We start from the raw sequence: 20,262 nt of genomic DNA, 5'->3' as shown, positions 1-20,262 counted from the left end.
TTGCGTCTCGCGGGGGGAGGGCGGCCGTTTCCTGACGGGTGGCCCGGAGAGCTTTTGGACGATCGGCCCGGTGTATCAGCCTTACGAGATCGCCAGCCCGAAATCGCGCGGCGAGATCGCGATATCGGCAATCGTGTAGTTGTCGAGCGTCGCCAAGAAAGCCGCCCGGGCTTCCGCCAAGGGGGAAATCAAACGGCAGGACGCTGTGATCGCGCAATCGCCGCCGCTGCGCATACATTCGACGAGATCGAAATCCGTCTCCATGTGGCGCACAATTGTTCCGACGCCGATCTCTTGGGCGGCACGTGCAAGCCCCAAGCCGCCGGACCGACCGCGTTGTGCAGTCAGAAATTCGCCTCGGGTCAACGCGTTGACAACCTTCATGACCGTGCTTCGGGGCGCATGATAGGCCTCGACGAGATGATCGATCGTGAAACGGCGGTCTTTCATCGACGCCGCATAAATCATGACGCGCAAGGCGAGGTCCGTGGTGTCGTTCAAGCGCATTCGCACATCTCTCCTGATCGGGCTCCCAAGCGACCCGTCTCGTATCACGAGGCCGGACAGAATGTCGCACAGGAAAAACATACCTGTGATTGGCATCTTAATTCGCGAGGGAATAGATGCGGATCATTGGCATGTTTTATAACCCAGGAGATAATGATGGCCAAGCCGCTCTCGGAAAGCTCACTCGCGATCATCGAAGCCACTGCACTCGTCGTCGCCGAGCACGTCGATCAGATCGTGCCGGTCATGTATCGCAGGCTGCTCGCTGCTCCCGAAATTCGGGCGCTGTTCAACATGTCGCATCAACATGGTAACTCGCCGCAGCACAAAGCGCTCGCGGGGGCACTGGTGGCCTATGCGACGCATATCCGGAATCCCGGGGTCTTGGCCGATGCGCTGGAGCGGATCGCACAGAAACATGTCGGCTTGCAGATCCTCCCCGAGCATTACCCCCATGTCGGCGAAGCGCTGCTAGGGGCTGTCGCCGAGGTGTTGGGCGAGGTTGCGACCCCCGAGATCCTGAATGCCTGGGGCGAGGCCTACTGGTTCCTTGCCAATACGCTCATCGAGCGGGAGGAAGAGATCTACGCCGGTGCGGAAGAACAGGACGGCGGCTGGCGCGGGTGGCGGCGCTTCAAGGTTGGCGCGAAGGACAGCGAGACCTCCGAGATCGCGTCCTTCACGCTCTATCCCGTGGATGGGTTGCCTGTTCTCAAGCATCGCCCCGGTCAGTATCTGAGCTTCCGCTTTGCTCCTGCGGAAGGCGAGGAATATCGGCGCAACTACTCGATCTCCTCGGCACCGGATGGTCAGTCCTACCGCATCACCGTCAAGCGCGAGCCCGGCGGACGGATCTCCAACTGGTTGCATGATGCGGTCGAGGTCGGCGCCGAGTTCGACGTGGCCGCGCCCGCTGGCGAGTTCTTCCTCGATCCCGCAGACAAGCGAGAGGTGGTTCTGCTGTCAGGAGGCGTTGGCCTCACCCCGATGATCTCGATGCTGGAGAGCTATGGCGGCGGCGAACTGCGAATGGTCTATGTCCACGCGACGCGGAATGGCCAGTCCCATGCGCTTGCCGCTACCTCCCGCGCAAAGGCGCATGAGAGCCACGTCTTCTACGAGGTGCCGGAAGAGAGTGACGTCGCGAACGGGGTTCATACCGGCCGGGTTGATCCGAACTGGCTCGTGCAGATCAGCGATCCCGCCAGGGCGGACTACTTCATCTGCGGCCCGACGGGCTTCATGCAGGAGATGGTTTCTGGCTTGAAGGCTGCAAACGTTCCGGAGGCACGCATCCACTATGAGTTCTTCGGTCCCGCAGCCGCGCAGATCGGTTGATACCCCGCCCCGGCGCTCTATCCGTCGAGCGCCGGGGTTCAAGAAGTAGTCGTCCCATAATTGCGCTCGCGGTGGTTCAGTTGGGTGACACCGCAACGCGCAAACCGCCTTCGGGCAGCGGCGGGAACTGGTTTTCGGGAAGCGACAGGTTCTGTTCCGGCAAAGTCCAGTCGAGCTTGCGCAATTGCATCACCGCTTCGGTTAGCAACTCGGTCGTGAGCCACTCGCCGGGACAACGGTGATTTTGTAGGTAGTCGCCTCCACCTTGCGGCACGAGCCCCTCGGGTTGGCGGTCGCGCCCCAAATGGCGTTCGGGACAGAAGCTTTCCGCGTCATCCCACGTCTTAGGATCGTGATTAGTGCCGTAGAGGTCGAGCACCAGCCAGTCGCCGGGCTCGAACCTCGCGCCGTGCCAGTCGAACGCTTCGCGCACGCGTCCGCCGATCGCCGGGAAGAACGGATAAAGCCTACGAACCTCTTCGGCGATGGCGTGACTGATGTGTTCGTCGTCTTCCGTCATAGCGTGGATGGCTGCGCGCTGGACATGCAGGGCGTGGGCGGCAAAGACGACGTAGCGTCCGACTGCCACGATCGGGCGCAGGATGTTCAGGAGTTCTTTCGCGGCCACATCCTCGTTCATGCGGCGGCCATCGAGATCCGTATGGAAGGCAAGCTTGCCCAAGGTGCTTCCGGCGGGTCCGTCCACTTCTCGGGTCTCAGCAATGAGACTTCGCGCCCAACGCTCACATCGAGCTCGGAGCCAGCGTGCCTGCAGATAGGCGGGGCCGAGCGCACCGGCTTCGGCGAACATCGTGCTGAGTTCACGCGAGCGGCTTGCAACGTCATGTTGTCCCGGGTCGATGCCGCACCAGCGAAGCGCGGTGCGTGTCATGATGCCGTCGACAGCATCGGAGAGGTCGATCTCGCGGCCTCGCCAACTGCCCGCCGCCGCCTGCCATTCCTCTGCGAAAATCTGGCGGGCCTGCTGCAGCCGCACGGGGGCCATGAGATCGAGAAACATTTTCTTGCGGACCTGATGCTCTGCGCCGTCCAGGCTTTGCACGCTGCCCTTGCCCTGTAGAAGCGGCACTACGGTCGGTGGCATCGCTCCGCGGCGCGTCATGCGGCCCGCCCGATAGAAGCCGCGAACCGCATCCGGTCCGCGAAGAAACGTGACCGGGCGTAGCATTAGGCGGGTTCGGAACGCATCGCTTCCAAGCTCGTCGCATCTGCGCGAAATGAATGGATAGCCCTCGCTGAGAAAGGCGCGGGTGCTGTCGATCCCCGGAAGGTGGGGAATGGTTTGGGAATGATGCATCTGCCTTCCCTCGCTGTGGTTGAATTTGTCACGGACGCACCAAACTGAGCTGTAGCAGTGCTGCGCAACGCAGGGCAGGGCGGTTTGGGGCGTCTGTCGCTCGGTGTCGTATTCATCGCTCACACTCAGTCCGTGTCTATAAATCACTGCTGCGGTGGTGACGGCGTGCGAGTGTCGCGATCTGCTGGAACTCTTGGGCGATGCTTAATGGGAGCGTATCGACCGCGTCAGGAACGGCACCGGGATCTTCCTGCCCGTCGCGCATCACTTCACGCTCGTTGATCCAGGAAAGAAGGGTTTCGCGTGCTTCTGGGGGCATTTCCGCCACCATTCGCGCCAAAAGGCGCCGCTGCGCAATCAGCCGGGCCTCCAAAGTGATCAATGTGTCTTCGAGATAAGTGTTGGGCATGTCATCGCTCTCTGCGCAGGAGCCGGCGGCTCGATACCGGAGCCTCGCTGCTGAGGTCAGTAATTCGCGGGCGGGTCGCTCGCCGGGAAGCTCTCGTCCATTTCTTCATCCACCTGATCCCATTGCCGCGGCGGATTGCGCATCTGTGAAGGGCCTGCTGGTCGGACCTCCGAAGAGGACGCGTGGCGCCGCTGGTTGATGAGATACCCCAAGGCGCCAAGGGCTGAGGCGGCAAAAAGCAGTCTGGTCAACATGATGGGCCTCCTTTGGTCAAAGTAAGCCCTCGCGTGAGACCCGTGCGGTGCTGCACGCGAGGGTCGTCATGCATATTGAAGAAACAACACGCACTAGGCATTGTTCCATATCGAGGTGCATCGTGATCGCGTTGAGTTCGGCCTGTGCAGGAACAAGCGAGACATTCACCCGTTGAACTCTTCCACAGGCATGGAGGTAATCATGACTGAGAAGGGCGATGAAAAAGATGTCCGCGTGGTGCGCTCGGATCTTGCCGAGCCAAGCCGGCCGGAAGGCTATCACGGGGTCGAGCAACCGATCATGCCCGAACCGCCAGAACAACCCGATCGCGTGATGCCCGATGAGGAGCTTTCGCCTGCGGTAAAGGGCGCGCTCGAAAGCGATGGGCGGATCGACATGAGCCAAGTTCTGATTGTCGTGGACGAAGGGGTAGTGACTCTCAAGGGCACGATCGGGTTGGAGTTCCAGCGGACACTCGCTGAGGCGCTCGCGCAGGAAGTGCGTGGTGTTCTCCTTGTCCAAAATCAGATCGAAGTCATTCCGGCTTGAAGCTGACCAAGTCTGACTTCCGAAATTCTGCGGGAGAAAACCGCGCGGGCCGCCGCTAATGTCTGACGGCCCGCGCGTTTGATTAGATCATCGGCATCCCGCCAGTGACGGCCACGGTCGCGCCGGACGTGTAGCTCGAGCGCGGATCGGCGAGCATGACATATGCGGACGCCAGTTCGGCAGGTTGCGCGGGGCGGCCCATCGGCTTGTCTTCCCCGAAATGCGCGACCGAGTCCTCCGGTAGGGTCGAGGGGATCAGCGGCGTCCAAACCGGCCCTGGCGCTACGCAGTTTACCCGTATCTCACGCGGGGCCAGCATCTGGGCAAGCCCCGTGGTGAAGTTCTGAATCGCGCCCTTTGTCGCCGCATAGGCGAGAAGGCCCGGGTTCGGTTTGTCCGAGTTGATCGAGGCCGTGTTGATGATCGCGCCATTTTTCTCGATCACCGGGACAGCGGCCTTGCACAGGTAGAACATCGAATGGATGTTCGTGCGGAAGGTCGTATCCCATTCCTCGTCGGAAATGTCCTCGATCTCGTCGAAATGCATCTGGTGCGCCGCGTTGTTGACGAGAATGTCGAAACGGCCGAAGGCTTCATGCGTGTCGCGGACCAGCGCGCGGCAATGGTCGGCGTTCTGAATGTCGCCCGGCATCACGTAGGCGCGTCGGCCCGCCTCTTCGACAAGTCGGCGGGTTTCTTCGGCCTCGTCGTTTTCTTCGAGATAGGAAATCATCACGTCGGCCCCCTCGCGCGCATAGGCCAGCGCTACGGCGCGACCGATGCCGCTGTCCGCGCCGGTCACGAGGGCGGCCATGCCCTCGAGCCTGCCCGACCCGACATAGCTCTGCTCGCCATGATCGGGGCGCGGTTCCATCTTCTCGGTCGAACCGGGAAGGGACTGCGGTTGCTTCGGGAAGGGAGGTTTGGGGTAATTCATAACCGGCTCCTTTCTGGGTGGGTCTGAACGGACCAACCGGATGCGCGCCGCAATGTTCCTGCGTTTCTTTTACTGGGGCCTCCTCACAGGCTCTTGTCGGAACACTGAGCGAAACAAACCCGTTTCCTTTTCCTATTCACCCCGAACTGTGGAGGAACTCTTCATGTCCGACACCGTTGCCGATTTCATTCTTACCCGCCTCAAGCAATGGGGCATCACCCGCATCTATGGCTTCCCCGGAGACGGGATCAGCGGCCTCGTCGCAGCGCTTGGACGCGATGACGAGATCGAATTCGTTCAGGCACGTCACGAGGAAAGCGCCGCGTTTATGGCAGCAGCGCATGCGAAATGGACCGGCGAGGTGGGCTGCTGTCTCGCGACCTCCGGCCCCGGCGCGATCCATCTGCTCAATGGGCTCTACGACGCTAAGCTAGACCACCAGCCGGTGCTTGCGATCGTCGGTCAGCAGGGACGCAACGCGCTTGGCGGCAATTACCAGCAGGAGGTCGACCTACAATCGCTTTTCAAGGACGTGGCGAGCGAATATGTCCACACGATGATGGCGCCGGGGCAAGCGCGGCACCTGATCGACCGGGCGCTCCGGATCGCACAGGCGCGGCGCAGCGTGACCTGCGTGATCGCTCCTAATGACGTGCAGGAGGCCGCGGCGGTCGAAGCGCCGCCCCATGCCCACGGCACTGTCCACAGTGGCGTTGGCTATCAGGCGCCGCGCCTGCTTCCGGCGGACAAGGACCTCGCTGCCGCGGCGGATATTCTGAACGCGGGCGAAAAGGTCGGCGTCCTCGTTGGCGCAGGTGCGATCGGCGCCGAGACACAGATCACCCAGCTTGCCGAAACGCTCGGCGCGGGCGTTGCGAAGGCACTTCTGGGCAAGGCCGCACTGCCCGACGATCTGCCATTCGTGACCGGCTCGATCGGGCTTCTGGGCACGCAGGCTTCTGACTGGATGATGCGTGAATGCGACACGCTTCTGATGATCGGCTCGCGCTTCCCCTATTCGGAATTCCTCCCCAAGGAAGGGCAGGTCAAGGCGGTGCAGATCGACCTCGATCCGACGATGGTGTCGATGCGCTATCTGATGGACGTGAACCTCGTGGGCGATGCAGCCGACACGGTGGAGGCCTTGTTGCCGCGTCTCAAGCCCAAGACCGACCGGTCGTGGCGCGAGACGATCGAGAAGAAGACTGCCGAATGGTGGGAGGGCGTCGAGCAGCGCGCCAAGGAAAGCGCCGATCCCGTCAATCCTGAGCGGTTGTTCTGGGAGGCGTCCTCGCGGCTGCCCGATAAGGCGATCCTGTCGGCGGATTCGGGCAGCTCGGCCAACTGGCTGGCGCGTGCGATTAAAATCCGCCGGGGGATGAAGGCGTCGCTGTCGGGGACGCTGGCGACGATGTGCCCGGGCCTGCCTTATGCAGTGGCCGCGAAATTCTGCTATCCCGATCGCGCAGCGGTGGCCTTCGTGGGCGACGGCGCGATGCAGATGCTCGGCATCACCGACCTGATCACCGTCTCGAAATACTGGCGCAACTGGGCCGACCCGCGGCTGGTGATCTGTGTGCTGGCCAATCAGGACCTCAACCAAGTGACCTGGGAGCTGCGCGCTATGGCCGACAGCCCGCGTGTCGACAAGACGCAGGACGTGCCCGATATCGACATGGCCGCCTATGCGGAGCTTCTGGGTCTCAAGGGGCTGCGGATCGACCGCACCGAGGAGATTGGCCCGGCCTGGGAGGTCGCCTTCGCGGCGGATCGCCCGACCGTGATTCACGCCACTGTCGATCCGGACGTGCCGACGCTGCCGCCCCATATCACGATGGATCAGGCCAAGTCCTTCATGAGCGCGCTCGTCCACGGTGACTCCGAAACGGCTGGCATCGTGAAGCAGACGATCAAGCGCGTCACGGACCGCTGAGATGACCCTCGGCTCCGATCCGCTGATCGAGGCGGTCGACGTCTCCGCCCTGACGATCCCGACCGATGCGCCGGAAGCCGACGGGACGCTGGAATGGAGCGAGACCTCGATGGTTCTCGTCTCCATTTCCGCCGGGGGTGAGACCGGCCTTGGCTACAGCTACACGACCCCCGCGACGGCTGGGATCGTGCGCGACATTCTCGTTCCACAGGTGAAAGGGCGCAACGCGCTCGACATCGCGAAGCTCTGGCTGGCGATGGTGCATGCCACGCGAAATATCGGGCGCGATGGTCCTGTCGCGATGGCGATCGCGGCGGCGGACACGGCTCTTTGGGACCTCAAGGGTAAGCTGCTGCGCCAGCCCGTCGCGGGCCTTCTGGGCCGCGCGCGCGATACGATCCCGGCCTATGGTTCGGGCGGTTTCACCTCCTATGACGACCGGCAGCTGCGCAGCCAACTCGAGGGCTGGGCCTCCGAGGGCTTCTCGATGGTGAAGATCAAGGTCGGGCGAGACGCCGAGCGCGATCCCCACCGGCTAAAACAGGCGCGCAACGCCATCGGCCCCGATTGTCGGTTGTTCATGGATGCGAATGGCGCCCAGAACCGCAAGGAGGCGCTGGCGCTGGCAGAGCGCGCCCGCGACTACGGCGTGGAATGGCACGAGGAGCCCGTCTCCTCGGATGACCTCGAAGGGCTGCGCCTTTGCCGCGACCGAGCGCCGGCCGGGATGAATGTCACGGCGGGCGAATACGGTTTCAATATCGGCTACTTCCGCGACATGCTCGAAGCGGGCGCGGTGGACGTGCTGCAGGCGGATGCGACGCGCTGCGCGGGCATCACGGGCTTCATGGGCGTGGCCGCGCTCAGCGCCGCGCATCAGGTGCCGCTGTCTGCCCATTGCGCCCCCGCGCTGCATCTGCACGCGTGCCTCGCCGCGCTGCCCGCGATCCACCTCGAATGGTTTCACGACCATGTCCGGATCGAGGGGATGCTCTTCGACGGCGCGCCCGAGCCTGAGAACGGCCAGTTGCGCGACAATGGCGAACCGGGCTTCGGGCTGCGGCTGCGCCTGCGGGAGGCAGAGCGGTTCCGACAGGCCTAAGCACAGATCCCGGCGCATGGTCTCACGCTGGGACGAAAAAGGATTCGGCAGGAGGAAAGGGAACACGCAATGACCCATGACAGGATATATGACACGTTCCGACGCCGCACCCGGCGCCCCGTCGGCGGCATCGGGCTGGGCGCCATCGTCGCGGGCGTGGGCCTCGGTTTCGTCGCCGCCGGGCTGGCCGCGCGCCGCCCACGCTCCGCCAATCCGGTTAAGCGGTCGCGCAACAAGCGCGAGGCGCTGCGGCTCGGTCGGGACGGGGCCGCAATCATGGGTGCCAGCGTCCTCTTCGACAGCGCGCTGGAACATCTGCGGGGCGATTTCCGCCGCGACGAGATGTATGTGGCCCCCCTGACAGGGGCGACCGCGATGGCCGCCGCCTTGGCCGAGCCCCGGCGCAGAAAGCGTGGCCGCGTGCTTGAGGTGACGCATCTCTCTTCCGTCGGGATCGGGATTGCCGGCATGGGGTTTCACCTGCGCAACATCAGCCGCCGGCCCGGCGGGATTTCGTGGAACAACCTGTTCTACGCCGCGCCGCTCGGGGCACCGGGGGCATTGATCATGAGCGGTCTGTTCGGGATGGTGACCCATCGGATGGCCCAGACCGAGGGCTACGAGCATCTGCACGGGCGCGAACTGGCCTGCCTCACCGCGCTCGCGCTCGTGGCGGAATCCGGCGAGGTCGCGTTGCTGCATTTCCGCGGCGCGTTCCATGACAAGGCGATGTATCTGCCGGTCACGCTGCCGCCGCTTGCCGCTGCCGGGCTGATGGCGCAGGCGATCTATCCGCATCGGCATTTCCGGCGCCCGCTTACCCTGCTGCTGCGTGCGGTCGAGGGGCTTGGCTATGTCGGCACCGGCTTTCACGCCCTCGGAGTCGCGCGCAATTCGGCGGGCTGGCGCAACTGGCGGCAGACGACGCTGGCGGGGCCGCCGATGCCCGCGCCGATCAGCTTCGCGGGGCTCGGCAAGACCGGGCGCGCGGCGCTTGATCTGCTCGCGGTGGGGGAGGATCAACCGCGCCAGAACAAGGAAAGGGCGGCGATATGAGCCAACCGTTCCGCACCCCGTATCCCGGCTATGACGTGCTCGACAAATGGGACAGCCCGTCCTTCGACGATCAGACACGCGAGGTTCTGCGCGCGCGGCGTGATCCGCCGCCGCGCCGCTTTCTTGACCCGAACCAGTTCGCGCTTTTGGAGGCGCTCTGCGCGGTGGTGATCCCGCAGCGCCGCCCCGAGCCCGTGCCCATCGCGCCCTTCATCGATGCTGCCCTGCACGCAGGTCGTGGCACCGGCACGCGGTTCGCCACGATGCCGCCCGAGCGCGACGCATGGCTGCGCGGGCTTGAGGCGATCGACGCCGAGGCGCGCGCAGCGTTCGACGGACGCGGATTTTGCGAGCTCGTCCGGCCCAAGCAGGCGCGCCTGCTGCGCTCCATCGATCGCGGCGACTGTCGCGCGCCCGAGGCGTGGCAGGAGATGCCGCCGCAGAAATTCTTCCGCGCGCTTCTGCTCAAGCAGATCGTGCAAATCTATTACAGCGCTCCTGCCGCGATGAGCGAGATCGGCTATGGCGGCCCGGCATCGCCACGCGGCTATGTCCGGCTCAAAGTCGGCCAGATCGACCCTTGGGAGGCGCCCTTCGGAACATGGGAGGATCAGGCATGACACAAGACGCGCCCCGCAATGATCGCCCCCGCGCGGTGAATGGCCACGCCCCGGATGTCTTCAAGCGCGAAGGACAGGTGCCGATGCGCGAATACCCTAAGAACGCGCCGGTCGATTTCGTGATCGTCGGTGCGGGCTGCGGCGGATCGGTTCTCGCCGCCAAGCTCGCCGAGGCCGGAATGTCGGTGGTGCTGTTCGACGCCGGTCCCTTCTTCCAGCCCAGGCGAGACTTCGCGTCCGACGAGCGCGAGCAGGAGAAGCTCTACTGGCTCGACCCGCGGATCTCGGATGGCGACGATCCGATCGAGTTGGGCGCAAACAATTCCGGGCGCGCGGTCGGCGGATCCTCAGTGCATTTCCAGATGGTGTCGCTGCGCTTCCGCCCCGAATGGTTTAAGGCCCGCTCGAAGCTGGGCTACGGTCGCGACTGGCCGGTCGATTGGCGCGAGATGTGGCGCTACTATGACGAGGTCGAGGAGGCGCTGAAGATCTCTGGGCCGATCCGCTACCCGTGGGGGCCCGATCGCGGGCGCTATCCCTATCGCGAGCATGAGGTAAACGAAGCCGGTCTGGTGTTGGCGCGCGGGGCAGAGGCGCTTGGCGTCGACTGGGCGCCGACTCCGCTTTGCACCGTCTCCGCACCGAGCGGGAAATCGCCGCCCTGCGCCTATCGCGGCATGTGCAAGATCGGCTGCTCGATCAACGCCAAGCAGAGCATGCCGATTACCTATGTTCCGCGCGCGATCAAGGCGGGCGCCGAGGTGCGAGATCTGGCGATGGTGGGGCGGATCGAAACCGGTGCAGACGGGCGCGCGACCGGGGTGAGCTACTATCGCGATGGGAAGTGGCGCTTCCAGAAGGCTGAGAATGTGGTAGCGGCAGGCTATTCGATCGAAACACCGCGCTTGTTGCTCAACTCGTCGACTGCTCAGCATCCCCAGGGTCTCGGCAATGCAGACGGACTCGTGGGGCGCAATCTCATGGTGCATGCGAACGACGCCGTATGGGGCGAGTTCGACGAGGAAATTCGTTGGTATAAGGGGCCCCCATCGATGGCGACCTGTGAACATTGGAATTATGCCGACGACGACCCGAGCAAAAATTTCGATGGTGGTTATTCCTTCATGAGCCAGGGACCGTTGCCCGGAGATTTCGCCGGGACTTTGACTTCATCTACGGGAATGTTCGGGGATGACCTGCTCGAAGCCATGGGGCGTTACAATCGGATGGCCGGGCTGAAGATGGTCGGAGAGTCGATGCCACAGGTCGACAATCGCGTGACCTTGGCTGACGAGACGGATGAACTTGGGCTCCCACGAGCCAAGGTCACGCATTCTTTTTGCGACAATGACAGGCGTCTGCAGGGACATGGGAGGAAATTCATGTCACGAATGATGCGTGCTGCAGGTGGCAAAAATCTGTTTGAAACGCAGAGCACTGCACACTTGATGGGTGGCTGCCCGATGGGTGACGATCCCGAGACCTCGGTCACCGACGATATGGGGCGCGTGTGGAATGTCGATAATCTCTGGATTTGCGATGGTTCACTCATGCCCACAGGTGGCGGTGTCAACCCGGCGATGACGATCCTCGCCAACGCCGCGCGGATCGCGGACAGGATTATTGATGCGCGCTTCGACTGACTATCTGGCGCATAGGGGGCCGCAGTCGGCTGCAATGGAAAAAGGGAGTGGCGAGGAAATCATGAAGATCAAAGTTGAATATTCAGGTGGGTTGCGAGCGGACAAGAATGTGGACCAACTGCCGAAGGTTGATGACCCTTTCGAGGGAGAGTTCGTAGAAAACGTCACCAGATATTCGCCGGTAAAGGTCGGATATGCGGCCTATGTTCGCCTCAAAAAGGAACGCGGAACGACCTCTGAATGAAGAAATGCGGGTCGATCCGTCTCAATGCTGGTGAGGCTCAAAACAGCATTTTTGTAGGACTAGAAGACATTCAGCGTCTCAGTCGTCATTGGGCTGGGCGTCGAGAATGTCGAACAAACGATTCACCAAGTTTCCCTGCTGCAATAACATGGTTCTCAGCCCCGGAAACCGCGCCCGAGCCGCGCGCGCATGGCGATCGCACGGCTCGGCATAGACATATGCTCATGTTTCGGGTCGCTGGCTTCGCGGTTTGCGGCGCAGATCCGTTACTGGCTCGCCTCCTCGGCGGAGAGAGGATCTGCCACGTCCTCCAAGGACTCCTGTTCGGCATCGATCCCGATGACCGCTTCAGTGACGGCGGCCACTGTCATCAGCGCACCGGCGAAGAGGTAGCCGTAGAACACGTTCCAAGCGGAGCCAGTGTCGATCAGCATGCCGAAGATCCAAGGCGAAACGATGCCGCCAGCCGCCGTGCCGATCGAATAGAAGATCGCAATCGCGAGCGCACGCGTCTCGAGCGGGAACACCTCGCTCACCGTCAGATAGGCGGAACTTGCAGCCGCCGAGGCGAAGAAGAAGATCACTGACCAGAGCGCCGTGAGCGTAATGGCGGTCAGGTAGCCTTGGGCGAACATGTAACCGGTAGCCATCAGGATGGCTGCGGACAGGCCGTAGCTGAGCGAGATCATCACCCGGCGGCCGATCTTGTCGAACAGTCGACCCAGAACAATCACGCCAAGAAAGTTGCCGATGGCGAAAGGCACAAGATAGAGTCCGGTGCTCTTTGAGGGGACGTCGAAGAAGTTCGACAGAACGAGCGCGTAGGTAAAGAAGATCGCGTTGTAGAGAAACGCCTGCGAACTCATCAGGACGAGGCCGAGCAACGCCCGTTTCCGGTGCGTCGAGAACATCGCCTTGACAATTTTTATCAGAGAGAACGATTTCTGCGGCCGGATCTTGATCTTGTCGTCGTCCGGCACCTTCGAGAGCTCTTCGCCGGTTTGCTCGCTCGTGCGCTTCTCGATGTCGCTCACGATATCTTCGGCCTCGTCCAGCCGATCATGCGTGGCGAGCCAGCGCGGGCTCTCGGGAAGATGGCGGCGCATGTAGAGGATGATGCCGCCAAGCACAGCCCCGATGCCGAAACCGAGACGCCAGCCCATATCGACCGGGAGATAGTCTGGGTTTAGCAGCACGATTGTCGATAGCGCGCCGAGCGCGGCACCGAGCCAGTAGGACCCATTCACGCCAAGCGCGACCTGACCGCGCACGCGGGCAGGGATCATCTCGTCGATCGTCGAATTGATCGCGGCATATTCGCCGCCAATGCCAAGACCGGTGATGAACCGGAAAGCCACGAAGCTCCATAGGTTCCAGGAGAAGGCTGTCAGGAGTGCGCCGACGAGATAGACGGCGAGCGTGATGAAGAAAAACATCTTACGCCCGAAACGATCCGTGAGATAGCCGAACAAGAGCGCGCCAAGAACCGCCCCGGTGATGTAGAAGGACGCGATCATCCCGATCTGCGAACTCGTGAAGCCGAGGCTCTCGGGTTCTTGAAGGACGCTGGAGACGGCCCCCTTGAGGGTGACTTCGAGGCCGTCGAGAATCCAGGTGACGCCGAGGGCGACGATGATCGTCAGGTGGAATCGAGACCACGGCAATCGATCCATACGGGCGGGAATGTCTGTTTGAACCGTTTGCCCTGTTGCGCCAGCCATGACAGCCTCCTCTCAGATCAAATTTTCCTCGGTCAATTGCTTTTGACCACAACGCGAGCTGATCAGGGATGTTCCTGTGCAGGGGGCAGGTTTTCTGGGCTGCAATCATTGAGTTGCCAGAGAAGGGCAAACGTAAGGGGCGCTCACCGCAGCGGAGAAATCCCGCAAAAGCAGAGTCAAACTTTTGACGATCCTACCGAAATTAGACGATGCCGGAAGCGTCTTGAGGGGCCGGAAGCGTCTCGAGGTCACGCGGGATCATTGTGATGCCGATCTAGCGGATAATGCGTTTTTTAAGTATTTGTCCAATCTTTGACTATCAAATCGCAATCGCGGCGACGGACCCTCCATCCACACGGTAGTTGGCGCCGACGACGAAACTGGCCTGTTCGGAACAAAGGAAGGCGATGGCTGCGGCTACTTCCTCCGGTCTTCCACGCCGCTCCAGCGCCAGCCAGGGACGTTCCGACTTCAGGAAGCTCTGGACGGCCTCATCACGGCTGACACCCTCCGCCTCAGCTTTCTGGGTCATCATCCCGTCGGTCATGGGGGTCTCGATAAAGGCGGGGGAGACGCAATTGACCAGCACGCCCCGGCGCGCGGCCACCCCGCTCAGCCCCTTGGCGAAATTCAGAAGGGCCGCTTTGGCGACATTATAGACGGCCTCGTTTTCATAAGGCTGCGCCGCATTCTCGGAGCATAGGATTACGACCCGACCCCAGCCACGGTTTTCCATCGTCGGCTCGAAGGCGCGCACGGTGCGGACGACCGACATGAAATCGCTCTCCCACGCGTCATGCCAGTCACTGTCCGTCATCTCTAGCGGGTGCCCCTTGGCGCCGGTGACACCGGCCGCGCAGACAAGGATGTCCGGCATGGTGAAGCGCTCCTGCGTGGTTGCTGCGAGACCCTTGATCTGGTTCGGATCGCGCAGATCGGCCTGAAGGGCACAGGTGCCGCGGCCGAGCTCCTTGGCGGCGCGGGACACCTCGTCGCCCTTGAGATCCACGAGGATAACCTGCGCGCCCTCGGCCAGCAGCGTTCTGGCGGCGGCCTTGCCGATACCCGAGGCACCGCCCGTGACCAGGGCGGTTTTGCCGTGAAGTCCATAATCCATCGTCGTGCTCCTTTCGCGTGTTCAGTTGAGCCGAAGCCCGAGATCGTCCAGCACCCGGTTGACGCGCGCCGCCTCGCCAGCCGAGACCAGCCCCGGTGCGGCACGGCCCTTAAGCGCGCTCAGAAAGGGCACGATGCCGGTGCCCGCATCGAGCGGATCGAGCACCACGCGCTCGGTCGGACTCTCGGCCCCGCGCAGTGTCAGGGTCATCTCGCCATTCTTCAGCGAAATCGCCCCGGCGTCGCCCACGAGGTCCAACTCGAGCCGCATCCGGGTGTCGGTCCAGCCCGCTTCGACGACGCCGGTAGCGCCGCTCGCAAAGCGCAGGATTGCGGCGCCGTGATCGTTCAAGGGCCACCCCAGCGCGTTGCCGGTGACCGCATTTCCCTTGCGGACGGGGCCCAAGATCCACTGCAAAGCGTCGATCGCGTGCACTGCCTCGTCGACGAACCCGTCGTAGCAGGCAAGCTCCGGGTCGGTCATCCAACAGTCGAGATCCAGCCAATCCGCATAGCCGCCGTCATGATTGAAGAGCATCCTCGCCGATCGCACCGTGCCCAGACGCCCCTCGGAAATCCAGTCTTTCGCCTTGCGCAGGGCGGGGAGGGTCCGGAAGAAATACGCGGTGTGCAATATTACTCCCGCCTTGGCTGATTGCTGCGCCAAGACCTCGGCGTCGCGAGCGCTGCCGGTGAGTGGCTTTTCCGAAAAGGTCGGGAGTCCCGCTAAGAGCGCCGCTCCGATATCAATGGCATGGTGGGCTGTCTCGCTGCAGACGACGGCACCCGCTGCTTGCAAGCCGACAAGCTCGTCGAGCGTGGTGAGCGGCTTGGCGTCAAGCTCGGCACAAAGCCGGTCGCGCCGCTCGAGATCGCGGTCATGCACAAACCCGACGCGAAAGCCGCGCGCCTTCATGTGCTGTAGGTGGTCCGGCAGATGCACATGCGCCCCGCCAAGTAACGCGAGGGTCGAAATGTCTGTATCGTCTTCCATGCCACTTCTCCTGTTGTCGGACGCGGATCAGGCTGGCGTCGCGCCCGTATCAGCAGGCGACGAAACGAGTTCCGCGCGCAGCCTCGGGAGTGCTTCGGGGTAGGCTTCCTGTAGCCACGCGATCAGCTTCTCTCTCACTTCGCAACGCAGGTCCCAAGCCTGCGGAGAGGTGCGTGCACTCATTAAGCCACGGAGCACGACGGCGTCCTTGTCGGCATCCGTGACCTGAAGGTTGATCACTTGACCGTCCCAATGCGGAGACTCGCGGACGATCTCCTCGAGCTTTTCGCGCACTTCGGTCGTAGGCACCGTATAGTCGAGATACCAGTGCACGGCACCGATGATCGACGCATTTTCACGGGTCCAGTTTTGAAAGGGCTGTTCGATGAAATAGCTCAGCGGCACCAGCATCCGTCTCCAGTCCCAGATCCGCACAACAACGTATGTGGCGAAGATCTCCTCGATCCAGCCCCACTCGCCATCCACGATCACCACATCTTCTAACCGGATCGGCTGGGTGATGGCGATCTGGATGCCCGCAATCAGGTTTGCGAGGACAGGTCGCGCTGCCAGCCCGAGGATCAGCCCCGCCGCACCTGCGGAGGCGAACAGGCTTCCGCCATATTTCTGCACTGGCTCGAAGGTCAGTAGCACACCCGTGACGGTAAAGATCACCAGCAGGATCGTGGCGGTTCGCCGTAACACGCGGAACTGCGTGACGAGCTTGCGTGCGGCGAGATTGTCGTCCAGGTCCATCCGTTGGCGACGGATCACGCGGTCGCTCAATCGTTGGGTTACAAGGATGAAGGTCCAACCTATCAAAACGATCAGCAGGATCAGAAATATGTGCCCCAAAACGTCCTGTATCCGCCAAGGCAGATCGGTGCGGGGGACAGTGATCGCCAATGCGGCCAGCACGAAAGCCAACCGCATCGGTCTCTTCGCTTGCCGCAAGGACGAGCCGGCAATGCCATTATCTGCCTCTACCCACCTCCTAAGGATGCGAAAGACCGCCCAATGCACTAGCAACGAGAGTAGAAGCGCACCAATTAAAACAATCGCAGGCCCGAGCCATTGAGGGCCTTTGGCGACCGCCTCTCGGATGAGTTCAAGAATTCGCATTGCGAGAACCATTGCGTCGTCCAGGCCAGATCATAGAGCCGACGCCTGTCCCGCGCCGAAGCGCAGGCTCCTTGCCGGGATGACTGAAGCGAGTTGCGGGAAGTCGCTCCCACCCCAGAGGATGCTTGGATATGAGAAAGTGTAAGTCTGCAGTTGGCGTTCGCGTCGTCGGTAGCGAAAAGGCCATGCCTGACGTCAAGTAGTCAGCCAATATTGGGTGCTCGATCAAGCTTCGGACGAAATTTGCATGTTTCAAGAGGACGCCTCCTGCGAGTTCGATCAGGGAGCTAAGTTTTGGGCACGGTTTCGGCGTATCTCAGTGATCGCCGACCTACGATAATCAACACGCGGGCTTCGCTTCGGTTTCCGCAAACTTTCGATTGGTCCACCTCTTGGGAGACTTTGGTCGCGGGGCTTTTTTAGGTCTAGCTAATTGCGACCCAGGCGACTGCGGAAACGAATAGCACGACGAAGGCAATGGCGAGCAGCGCCCACCGACTCATTCCACCATTAATTTCCGCGGGCCCGGGTTTGCGGTTCTCGGCCACTCCGTGTCGTCCTTCATGTTCTTGTGCCATGCGCACCTGTTGAAGCGAGGGCGAGGTTCCGGCCGCTTCGTCATCGGTTCCTAAGGGCGCGGCGGCGGGGTCGCTAAATGCCACCTTGTCGCCGGTGCCGCCACGGTCGATCGTCTCGCGCAGCTGGCTTGCTTCTGCCGAACCAGAGTTCGCCTTGCCGTCGGGGTTTTCGCGTGCGTCCTTCTTCGTCATCGAGCGCCTCCGGCTTTCAACTGACCCGTCTCGGTCCTTGTGTTAAACGAGAAGTAGGCAAACCAAGTTCCTGCTTGGACAGTCAAAGGCGATTTTGTCGTTATAAGAACGGTCCGTCACATGGTCCGGTTCAGCGCATTAGCCATACAGTTCCGCCAACGATGAACAGCAGAACATAACCAGCTGCGACAACAATGCCGTCACGGCCCAATATTCCGACCGCGAATACCGCGATGGGAAGCCCGATTAGAGGAGTGGCGACGGGAATGGCCCCGAGAATGAGCAACGAGCTTCCAGTGACGATAAGTATCACTGCAATCACCGAGACCGAAATGCTACCGCAGGCGAGGGGCTCCCATCTGCGATGTAAATGTCGACGGAGCCAAGCAGCGCCGGGGTTCAGTCTTGCAGCTGCAGCGTGGACACGTTCTGCCGATATTTCGCGCTTCCCGAAGAATTCAGGTAACCAGACGCCATTCCGTCCTAGGAGCGTTTGAAGCCCGATTAGTGCGACTAGCGATCCGAGCGCTCCCCCAATGCCAGGGATCAATCCGATTGGCAGGATCATGAAGATCGAGGCGATCATTAGCAGCGGCGCGTGACCTTGGGACCCGATCTCTTCGGTTAATTGGCTAAGTGTAATCGTTTGCCTGCCTCGCGTGAGCCGCTTCACTCGCTCGACCACCTGCGGAACCGCCGACGGACCTGCTTTGGCTTTGCCCTCAGCTGCGCCGGATATGCTTCCCCCGCTTAGTGATTGTTTAGCATTCTCTCTCATCGAGAATGCAACTGCTCCGCAGGATGAATGTTCCTGACTGCGCGAGGGTGCCGCCGGACGTGAAAGGCCTTCGCGCGGTCCGAGCCAAGAGTTTTGAGCTACCCCCTGAAATTCGGACACTGACATAAGCTACGATTTGCAGTCTGCTGATCTTCGACGAGAAGGAGATCAGAGATGTCGAAACGCAAGCAGCACGCACCCGAGTTCAAGGCAAAGGTCGCGCTGGAAGCCCTGAAGGGTGAAGAGACAGCGGCCGAGCTGGCGAGCCGGTTCGGGGTGCATCCAACGATGATCCATCAATGGAAGCGGGCCTTGCTCGAAGGCGCGTCGGGCGTGTTCGAGCGCGGGGGCCGAAGGAAGCCCGAGATCGACGAGGAGCAGGTGAAGGAGCTCCACGCCAAGATCGGGGAGCTGGCGGTGGCCAACTCTTTTTTGGAACGAAAGCTGAAGCCTTGGGGCGGGAAGTGAGGCGTGGCATGATCGAGCCGAACCATTCGGATCTGTCGATTGGGCAGCAGTGCAAGCTGCTGTCGATCGCACGCTCATCCTATTACTACGAGCCGAAGGGCGAAACCGAACAGAACCTCGGCCTGATGCGGCAGATCGACGAGCAGTTCCTGGAGACCCCGTTCTTCGGTGTCCGCCAGATGACCTGGCACCTGCGTAACGACGGCCACCTGGTGAACGAGAAGCGGATACGGCGACTGATGCGCCTGATGGGGCTCATGCCGATTTACCAGAAACCCAACACAAGCAGGCCGGCGAAGGGGCACAAGACCTATCCCTACCTGCTGCGAGGTCTGCGGGTGGATCGCCCGAACCAGGTCTGGTGCTCGGATATCACCTACCTGCCCATGCGGCGCGGGTTCCTCTACCTCGTGGCGATCATGGACTGGCACACCCGCAAGGTTCTGTCTTGGCGGATCTCGAACACCCTGGAGGCCGACTTCTGTGTCGAGGCGCTGAACGAAGCCATCCACAAGTTCGGCCCGCCCGAGATAATGAATACGGATCAGGGTTCTCAGTTCACGTCCTTCGCTTGGACGGATCGGCTCCGCCGGTCGGGCGTGCGCATCTCGATGGATGGGAAAGGCCGATTCCTCGACAACATCTTCATCGAGCGGCTGTGGCGAACCCTGAAATACGAATGCGTCTACCTGCATGCCTGGGAGACAGGATCGGAGACAAAGGCGGCGATCCGGAAATGGATGACCTTCTACAACCACCAGCGCCCTCACTCAGCCCTCGGCGGCAAGCCACCGGCGCTGGTCTATTGGCAGAGACATGATATCAACCAACCCGATCAGCAGGTGCAAAGAGTAGCTTAAATTACGCCAGATCCTGTCCAAGAGACGGGGAGTAGCTCAAACACCAAAGCTCGCACAAGACACCCGCTTGAGACGCCAACTCCACATTCGGCGCTCTTTCGCTACGTGCTCACCAGCGTTAGGCAATCAGAAAGCACTCGTTTTGGTTCTCAACGAGGGGAACGCCTGTTCGCGCGTGCGATTGAAAGTGAGTGTTCCGTCTTGAGACCATCGCCAGTTCCTTTCCGATTGAAATGCCGGTTCGAAAAGTTGGATCAACCCATGTGTGCGGTGAAACCGGTCATTTTCTGTGATCCTTCCAAGAAGTCTCATGCTTGTGCGTAAAACAATCAATCAGGGCTTCTTGATCTAGGCATGCTGGAGCTTTCCCTTCCAGAGATCGTCAAATCGTCGCCGGTAGTCGCGGAGATTGATAGGCATGCAGTCTGTGGCGGGCGTTACGGAGCGTTACGTCTCAAGTATCGGACTGTAAAAGAGAACTGCACCAATGATCGGTTCCATCTGCTTCGGGAGTTTCTTCGG

At 61.7% G+C, this 20,262-nt stretch carries 20 protein-coding genes; 9 read left to right on the top strand and 11 right to left on the bottom strand.

The genetic code is table 11. From position 1 onward, the window contains the following. Positions 1 to 81: 81 nt before the first annotated feature. Entirely contained in the window at positions 82 to 588 is a 507-nt protein-coding gene (locus AXZ77_RS12385; RefSeq protein ID WP_218000486.1) for an Rrf2 family transcriptional regulator, read from the bottom strand. Positions 589 to 663: 75 nt separating this feature from the next. On the opposite strand from AXZ77_RS12385, the gene hmpA reads away from it, so the two are divergent. Beyond that, on the top strand, positions 664 to 1,845 hold the full coding sequence (hmpA, locus tag AXZ77_RS12380; RefSeq protein WP_098411375.1) for an NO-inducible flavohemoprotein: 1,182 nt from the start codon (positions 664 to 666) through the stop codon (positions 1,843 to 1,845). 76 nt (positions 1,846 to 1,921) lie between these two features. On the opposite strand, the gene AXZ77_RS12375 is transcribed toward hmpA, so the two are convergent. The 3 genes from AXZ77_RS12375 to AXZ77_RS12365 form a co-directional block, all read right to left on the bottom strand. Further along, positions 1,922 to 3,163 (bottom strand): cytochrome P450, encoded by a 1,242-nt coding sequence (locus AXZ77_RS12375; RefSeq protein ID WP_098411374.1) that lies wholly within the window; start codon positions 3,161 to 3,163, stop codon positions 1,922 to 1,924. A gap of 136 nt (positions 3,164 to 3,299) precedes the next feature. Continuing rightward, positions 3,300 to 3,572 (bottom strand): hypothetical protein, encoded by a 273-nt coding sequence (locus tag AXZ77_RS12370; protein WP_098411373.1) that lies wholly within the window; start codon positions 3,570 to 3,572, stop codon positions 3,300 to 3,302. 56 nt (positions 3,573 to 3,628) lie between these two features. After that, the gene (locus tag AXZ77_RS12365; RefSeq protein WP_098411372.1) at positions 3,629 to 3,826 is read right to left on the bottom strand and encodes a hypothetical protein; all 198 of its coding nucleotides are present in this window, start codon (positions 3,824 to 3,826) and stop codon (positions 3,629 to 3,631) included. Positions 3,827 to 4,028: 202 nt separating this feature from the next. Here AXZ77_RS12365 and AXZ77_RS12360 point away from each other — a divergent pair, with 202 nt between their 5' ends. After that, positions 4,029 to 4,376, top strand: a complete 348-nt coding sequence (locus AXZ77_RS12360) for a BON domain-containing protein (protein WP_166741314.1) — start codon at positions 4,029 to 4,031, stop codon at positions 4,374 to 4,376. Between the two features lie 82 nt (positions 4,377 to 4,458). On the opposite strand, the gene AXZ77_RS12355 is transcribed toward AXZ77_RS12360, so the two are convergent. Beyond that, a complete protein-coding gene (locus tag AXZ77_RS12355; protein ID WP_098411370.1) occupies positions 4,459 to 5,313 on the bottom strand; it encodes an SDR family oxidoreductase in 855 nt (284 codons plus the stop codon). Positions 5,314 to 5,476: 163 nt separating this feature from the next. Here AXZ77_RS12355 and AXZ77_RS12350 point away from each other — a divergent pair, with 163 nt between their 5' ends. From AXZ77_RS12350 to AXZ77_RS12325, 6 genes are all read left to right on the top strand, one after another. Then, positions 5,477 to 7,246, top strand: a complete 1,770-nt coding sequence (locus AXZ77_RS12350) for a thiamine pyrophosphate-requiring protein (RefSeq protein ID WP_098411369.1) — start codon at positions 5,477 to 5,479, stop codon at positions 7,244 to 7,246. Position 7,247: 1 nt separating this feature from the next. Next, positions 7,248 to 8,348, top strand: a complete 1,101-nt coding sequence (locus tag AXZ77_RS12345; RefSeq protein ID WP_098411368.1) for an enolase C-terminal domain-like protein — start codon at positions 7,248 to 7,250, stop codon at positions 8,346 to 8,348. Positions 8,349 to 8,417: 69 nt separating this feature from the next. Further along, positions 8,418 to 9,404, top strand: a complete 987-nt coding sequence (locus AXZ77_RS12340) for a hypothetical protein (protein WP_098411367.1) — start codon at positions 8,418 to 8,420, stop codon at positions 9,402 to 9,404. Further along, complete coding sequence (locus AXZ77_RS12335) at positions 9,401 to 10,024, top strand: gluconate 2-dehydrogenase subunit 3 family protein (RefSeq protein ID WP_098411366.1); 624 nt, start codon at positions 9,401 to 9,403, stop codon at positions 10,022 to 10,024. Before AXZ77_RS12340 ends, AXZ77_RS12335 begins: the two co-directional genes overlap by 4 nt. Then, positions 10,021 to 11,667 carry a GMC family oxidoreductase gene (locus tag AXZ77_RS12330; RefSeq protein WP_098411365.1) on the top strand — a complete coding sequence of 549 codons (1,647 nt, stop codon included), beginning with the start codon at positions 10,021 to 10,023 and terminating at the stop codon, positions 11,665 to 11,667. The genes AXZ77_RS12335 and AXZ77_RS12330 overlap by 4 nt, the downstream gene beginning before the upstream one ends. 61 nt (positions 11,668 to 11,728) lie before the next feature. Next, positions 11,729 to 11,911 carry a hypothetical protein gene (locus AXZ77_RS12325; RefSeq protein WP_078522903.1) on the top strand — a complete coding sequence of 61 codons (183 nt, stop codon included), beginning with the start codon at positions 11,729 to 11,731 and terminating at the stop codon, positions 11,909 to 11,911. A gap of 266 nt (positions 11,912 to 12,177) precedes the next feature. On the opposite strand, the gene AXZ77_RS12320 is transcribed toward AXZ77_RS12325, so the two are convergent. The 6 genes from AXZ77_RS12320 to AXZ77_RS12295 all read right to left on the bottom strand — a co-directional run bounded on the left by AXZ77_RS12320 (position 12,178) and on the right by AXZ77_RS12295 (position 18,412). Continuing rightward, positions 12,178 to 13,632 (bottom strand): MFS transporter, encoded by a 1,455-nt coding sequence (locus tag AXZ77_RS12320; RefSeq protein ID WP_098411363.1) that lies wholly within the window; start codon positions 13,630 to 13,632, stop codon positions 12,178 to 12,180. Between the two features lie 319 nt (positions 13,633 to 13,951). Beyond that, a complete protein-coding gene (locus AXZ77_RS12315) occupies positions 13,952 to 14,749 on the bottom strand; it encodes an SDR family NAD(P)-dependent oxidoreductase (protein ID WP_098411362.1) in 798 nt (265 codons plus the stop codon). A gap of 21 nt (positions 14,750 to 14,770) precedes the next feature. Beyond that, on the bottom strand, positions 14,771 to 15,742 hold the full coding sequence (locus AXZ77_RS12310) for a Gfo/Idh/MocA family protein (protein WP_098411361.1): 972 nt from the start codon (positions 15,740 to 15,742) through the stop codon (positions 14,771 to 14,773). Positions 15,743 to 15,769: 27 nt separating this feature from the next. Further along, a complete protein-coding gene (locus AXZ77_RS12305) occupies positions 15,770 to 16,876 on the bottom strand; it encodes a mechanosensitive ion channel family protein (RefSeq protein ID WP_253732688.1) in 1,107 nt (368 codons plus the stop codon). A 413-nt stretch (positions 16,877 to 17,289) separates the two neighbouring features. Next, on the bottom strand, positions 17,290 to 17,634 hold the full coding sequence (locus AXZ77_RS12300; protein ID WP_098411360.1) for a hypothetical protein: 345 nt from the start codon (positions 17,632 to 17,634) through the stop codon (positions 17,290 to 17,292). Positions 17,635 to 17,764: 130 nt separating this feature from the next. Beyond that, positions 17,765 to 18,412, bottom strand: coding sequence for an exopolysaccharide biosynthesis protein (locus AXZ77_RS12295; protein WP_098411359.1), 648 nt, complete (start codon positions 18,410 to 18,412; stop codon positions 17,765 to 17,767). 174 nt (positions 18,413 to 18,586) lie between these two features. On the opposite strand from AXZ77_RS12295, the gene AXZ77_RS12290 reads away from it, so the two are divergent. Next, positions 18,587 to 19,740 (top strand): IS3 family transposase gene (locus AXZ77_RS12290; RefSeq protein WP_098411358.1). Its coding sequence is split into 2 segments (ribosomal slippage): positions 18,587 to 18,860 and positions 18,860 to 19,740, totalling 1,155 coding nucleotides; the frame shifts between segments, so codons are not numbered across the junction. Positions 19,741 to 20,262: the final 522 nt, after the last annotated feature.

The sequence above is a fragment of the Thioclava sp. ES.031 genome, from assembly GCF_002563775.1.
GTDB lineage: Bacteria > Pseudomonadota > Alphaproteobacteria > Rhodobacterales > Rhodobacteraceae > Thioclava.
The sequence above is the reverse complement of the archived record's forward strand: the minus strand, read 5'-3'. Positions and strand labels throughout refer to the sequence as shown.

Bases quoted from the DNA above. Each gene is read 5' to 3' on its own strand.
- AXZ77_RS12385 (WP_218000486.1), bottom strand. From the start codon at position 588: ATGTTTTTCCTGTGCGACATTCTGTCCGGCCTCGTGATACGAGACGGG.
- hmpA (WP_098411375.1), top strand. From the start codon at position 664: ATGGCCAAGCCGCTCTCGGAAAGCTCACTCGCGATCATCGAAGCCACT.
- AXZ77_RS12375 (WP_098411374.1), bottom strand. From the start codon at position 3,163: ATGCATCATTCCCAAACCATTCCCCACCTTCCGGGGATCGACAGCACC.
- AXZ77_RS12370 (WP_098411373.1), bottom strand. From the start codon at position 3,572: ATGCCCAACACTTATCTCGAAGACACATTGATCACTTTGGAGGCCCGG.
- AXZ77_RS12365 (WP_098411372.1), bottom strand. From the start codon at position 3,826: ATGTTGACCAGACTGCTTTTTGCCGCCTCAGCCCTTGGCGCCTTGGGG.
- AXZ77_RS12360 (WP_166741314.1), top strand. From the start codon at position 4,029: ATGACTGAGAAGGGCGATGAAAAAGATGTCCGCGTGGTGCGCTCGGAT.
- AXZ77_RS12355 (WP_098411370.1), bottom strand. From the start codon at position 5,313: ATGAATTACCCCAAACCTCCCTTCCCGAAGCAACCGCAGTCCCTTCCC.
- AXZ77_RS12350 (WP_098411369.1), top strand. From the start codon at position 5,477: ATGTCCGACACCGTTGCCGATTTCATTCTTACCCGCCTCAAGCAATGG.
- AXZ77_RS12345 (WP_098411368.1), top strand. From the start codon at position 7,248: ATGACCCTCGGCTCCGATCCGCTGATCGAGGCGGTCGACGTCTCCGCC.
- AXZ77_RS12340 (WP_098411367.1), top strand. From the start codon at position 8,418: ATGACCCATGACAGGATATATGACACGTTCCGACGCCGCACCCGGCGC.
- AXZ77_RS12335 (WP_098411366.1), top strand. From the start codon at position 9,401: ATGAGCCAACCGTTCCGCACCCCGTATCCCGGCTATGACGTGCTCGAC.
- AXZ77_RS12330 (WP_098411365.1), top strand. From the start codon at position 10,021: ATGACACAAGACGCGCCCCGCAATGATCGCCCCCGCGCGGTGAATGGC.
- AXZ77_RS12325 (WP_078522903.1), top strand. From the start codon at position 11,729: ATGAAGATCAAAGTTGAATATTCAGGTGGGTTGCGAGCGGACAAGAAT.
- AXZ77_RS12320 (WP_098411363.1), bottom strand. From the start codon at position 13,632: ATGGCTGGCGCAACAGGGCAAACGGTTCAAACAGACATTCCCGCCCGT.
- AXZ77_RS12315 (WP_098411362.1), bottom strand. From the start codon at position 14,749: ATGGATTATGGACTTCACGGCAAAACCGCCCTGGTCACGGGCGGTGCC.
- AXZ77_RS12310 (WP_098411361.1), bottom strand. From the start codon at position 15,742: ATGGAAGACGATACAGACATTTCGACCCTCGCGTTACTTGGCGGGGCG.
- AXZ77_RS12305 (WP_253732688.1), bottom strand. From the start codon at position 16,876: ATGGTTCTCGCAATGCGAATTCTTGAACTCATCCGAGAGGCGGTCGCC.
- AXZ77_RS12300 (WP_098411360.1), bottom strand. From the start codon at position 17,634: ATGACGAAGAAGGACGCACGCGAAAACCCCGACGGCAAGGCGAACTCT.
- AXZ77_RS12295 (WP_098411359.1), bottom strand. From the start codon at position 18,412: ATGAGAGAGAATGCTAAACAATCACTAAGCGGGGGAAGCATATCCGGC.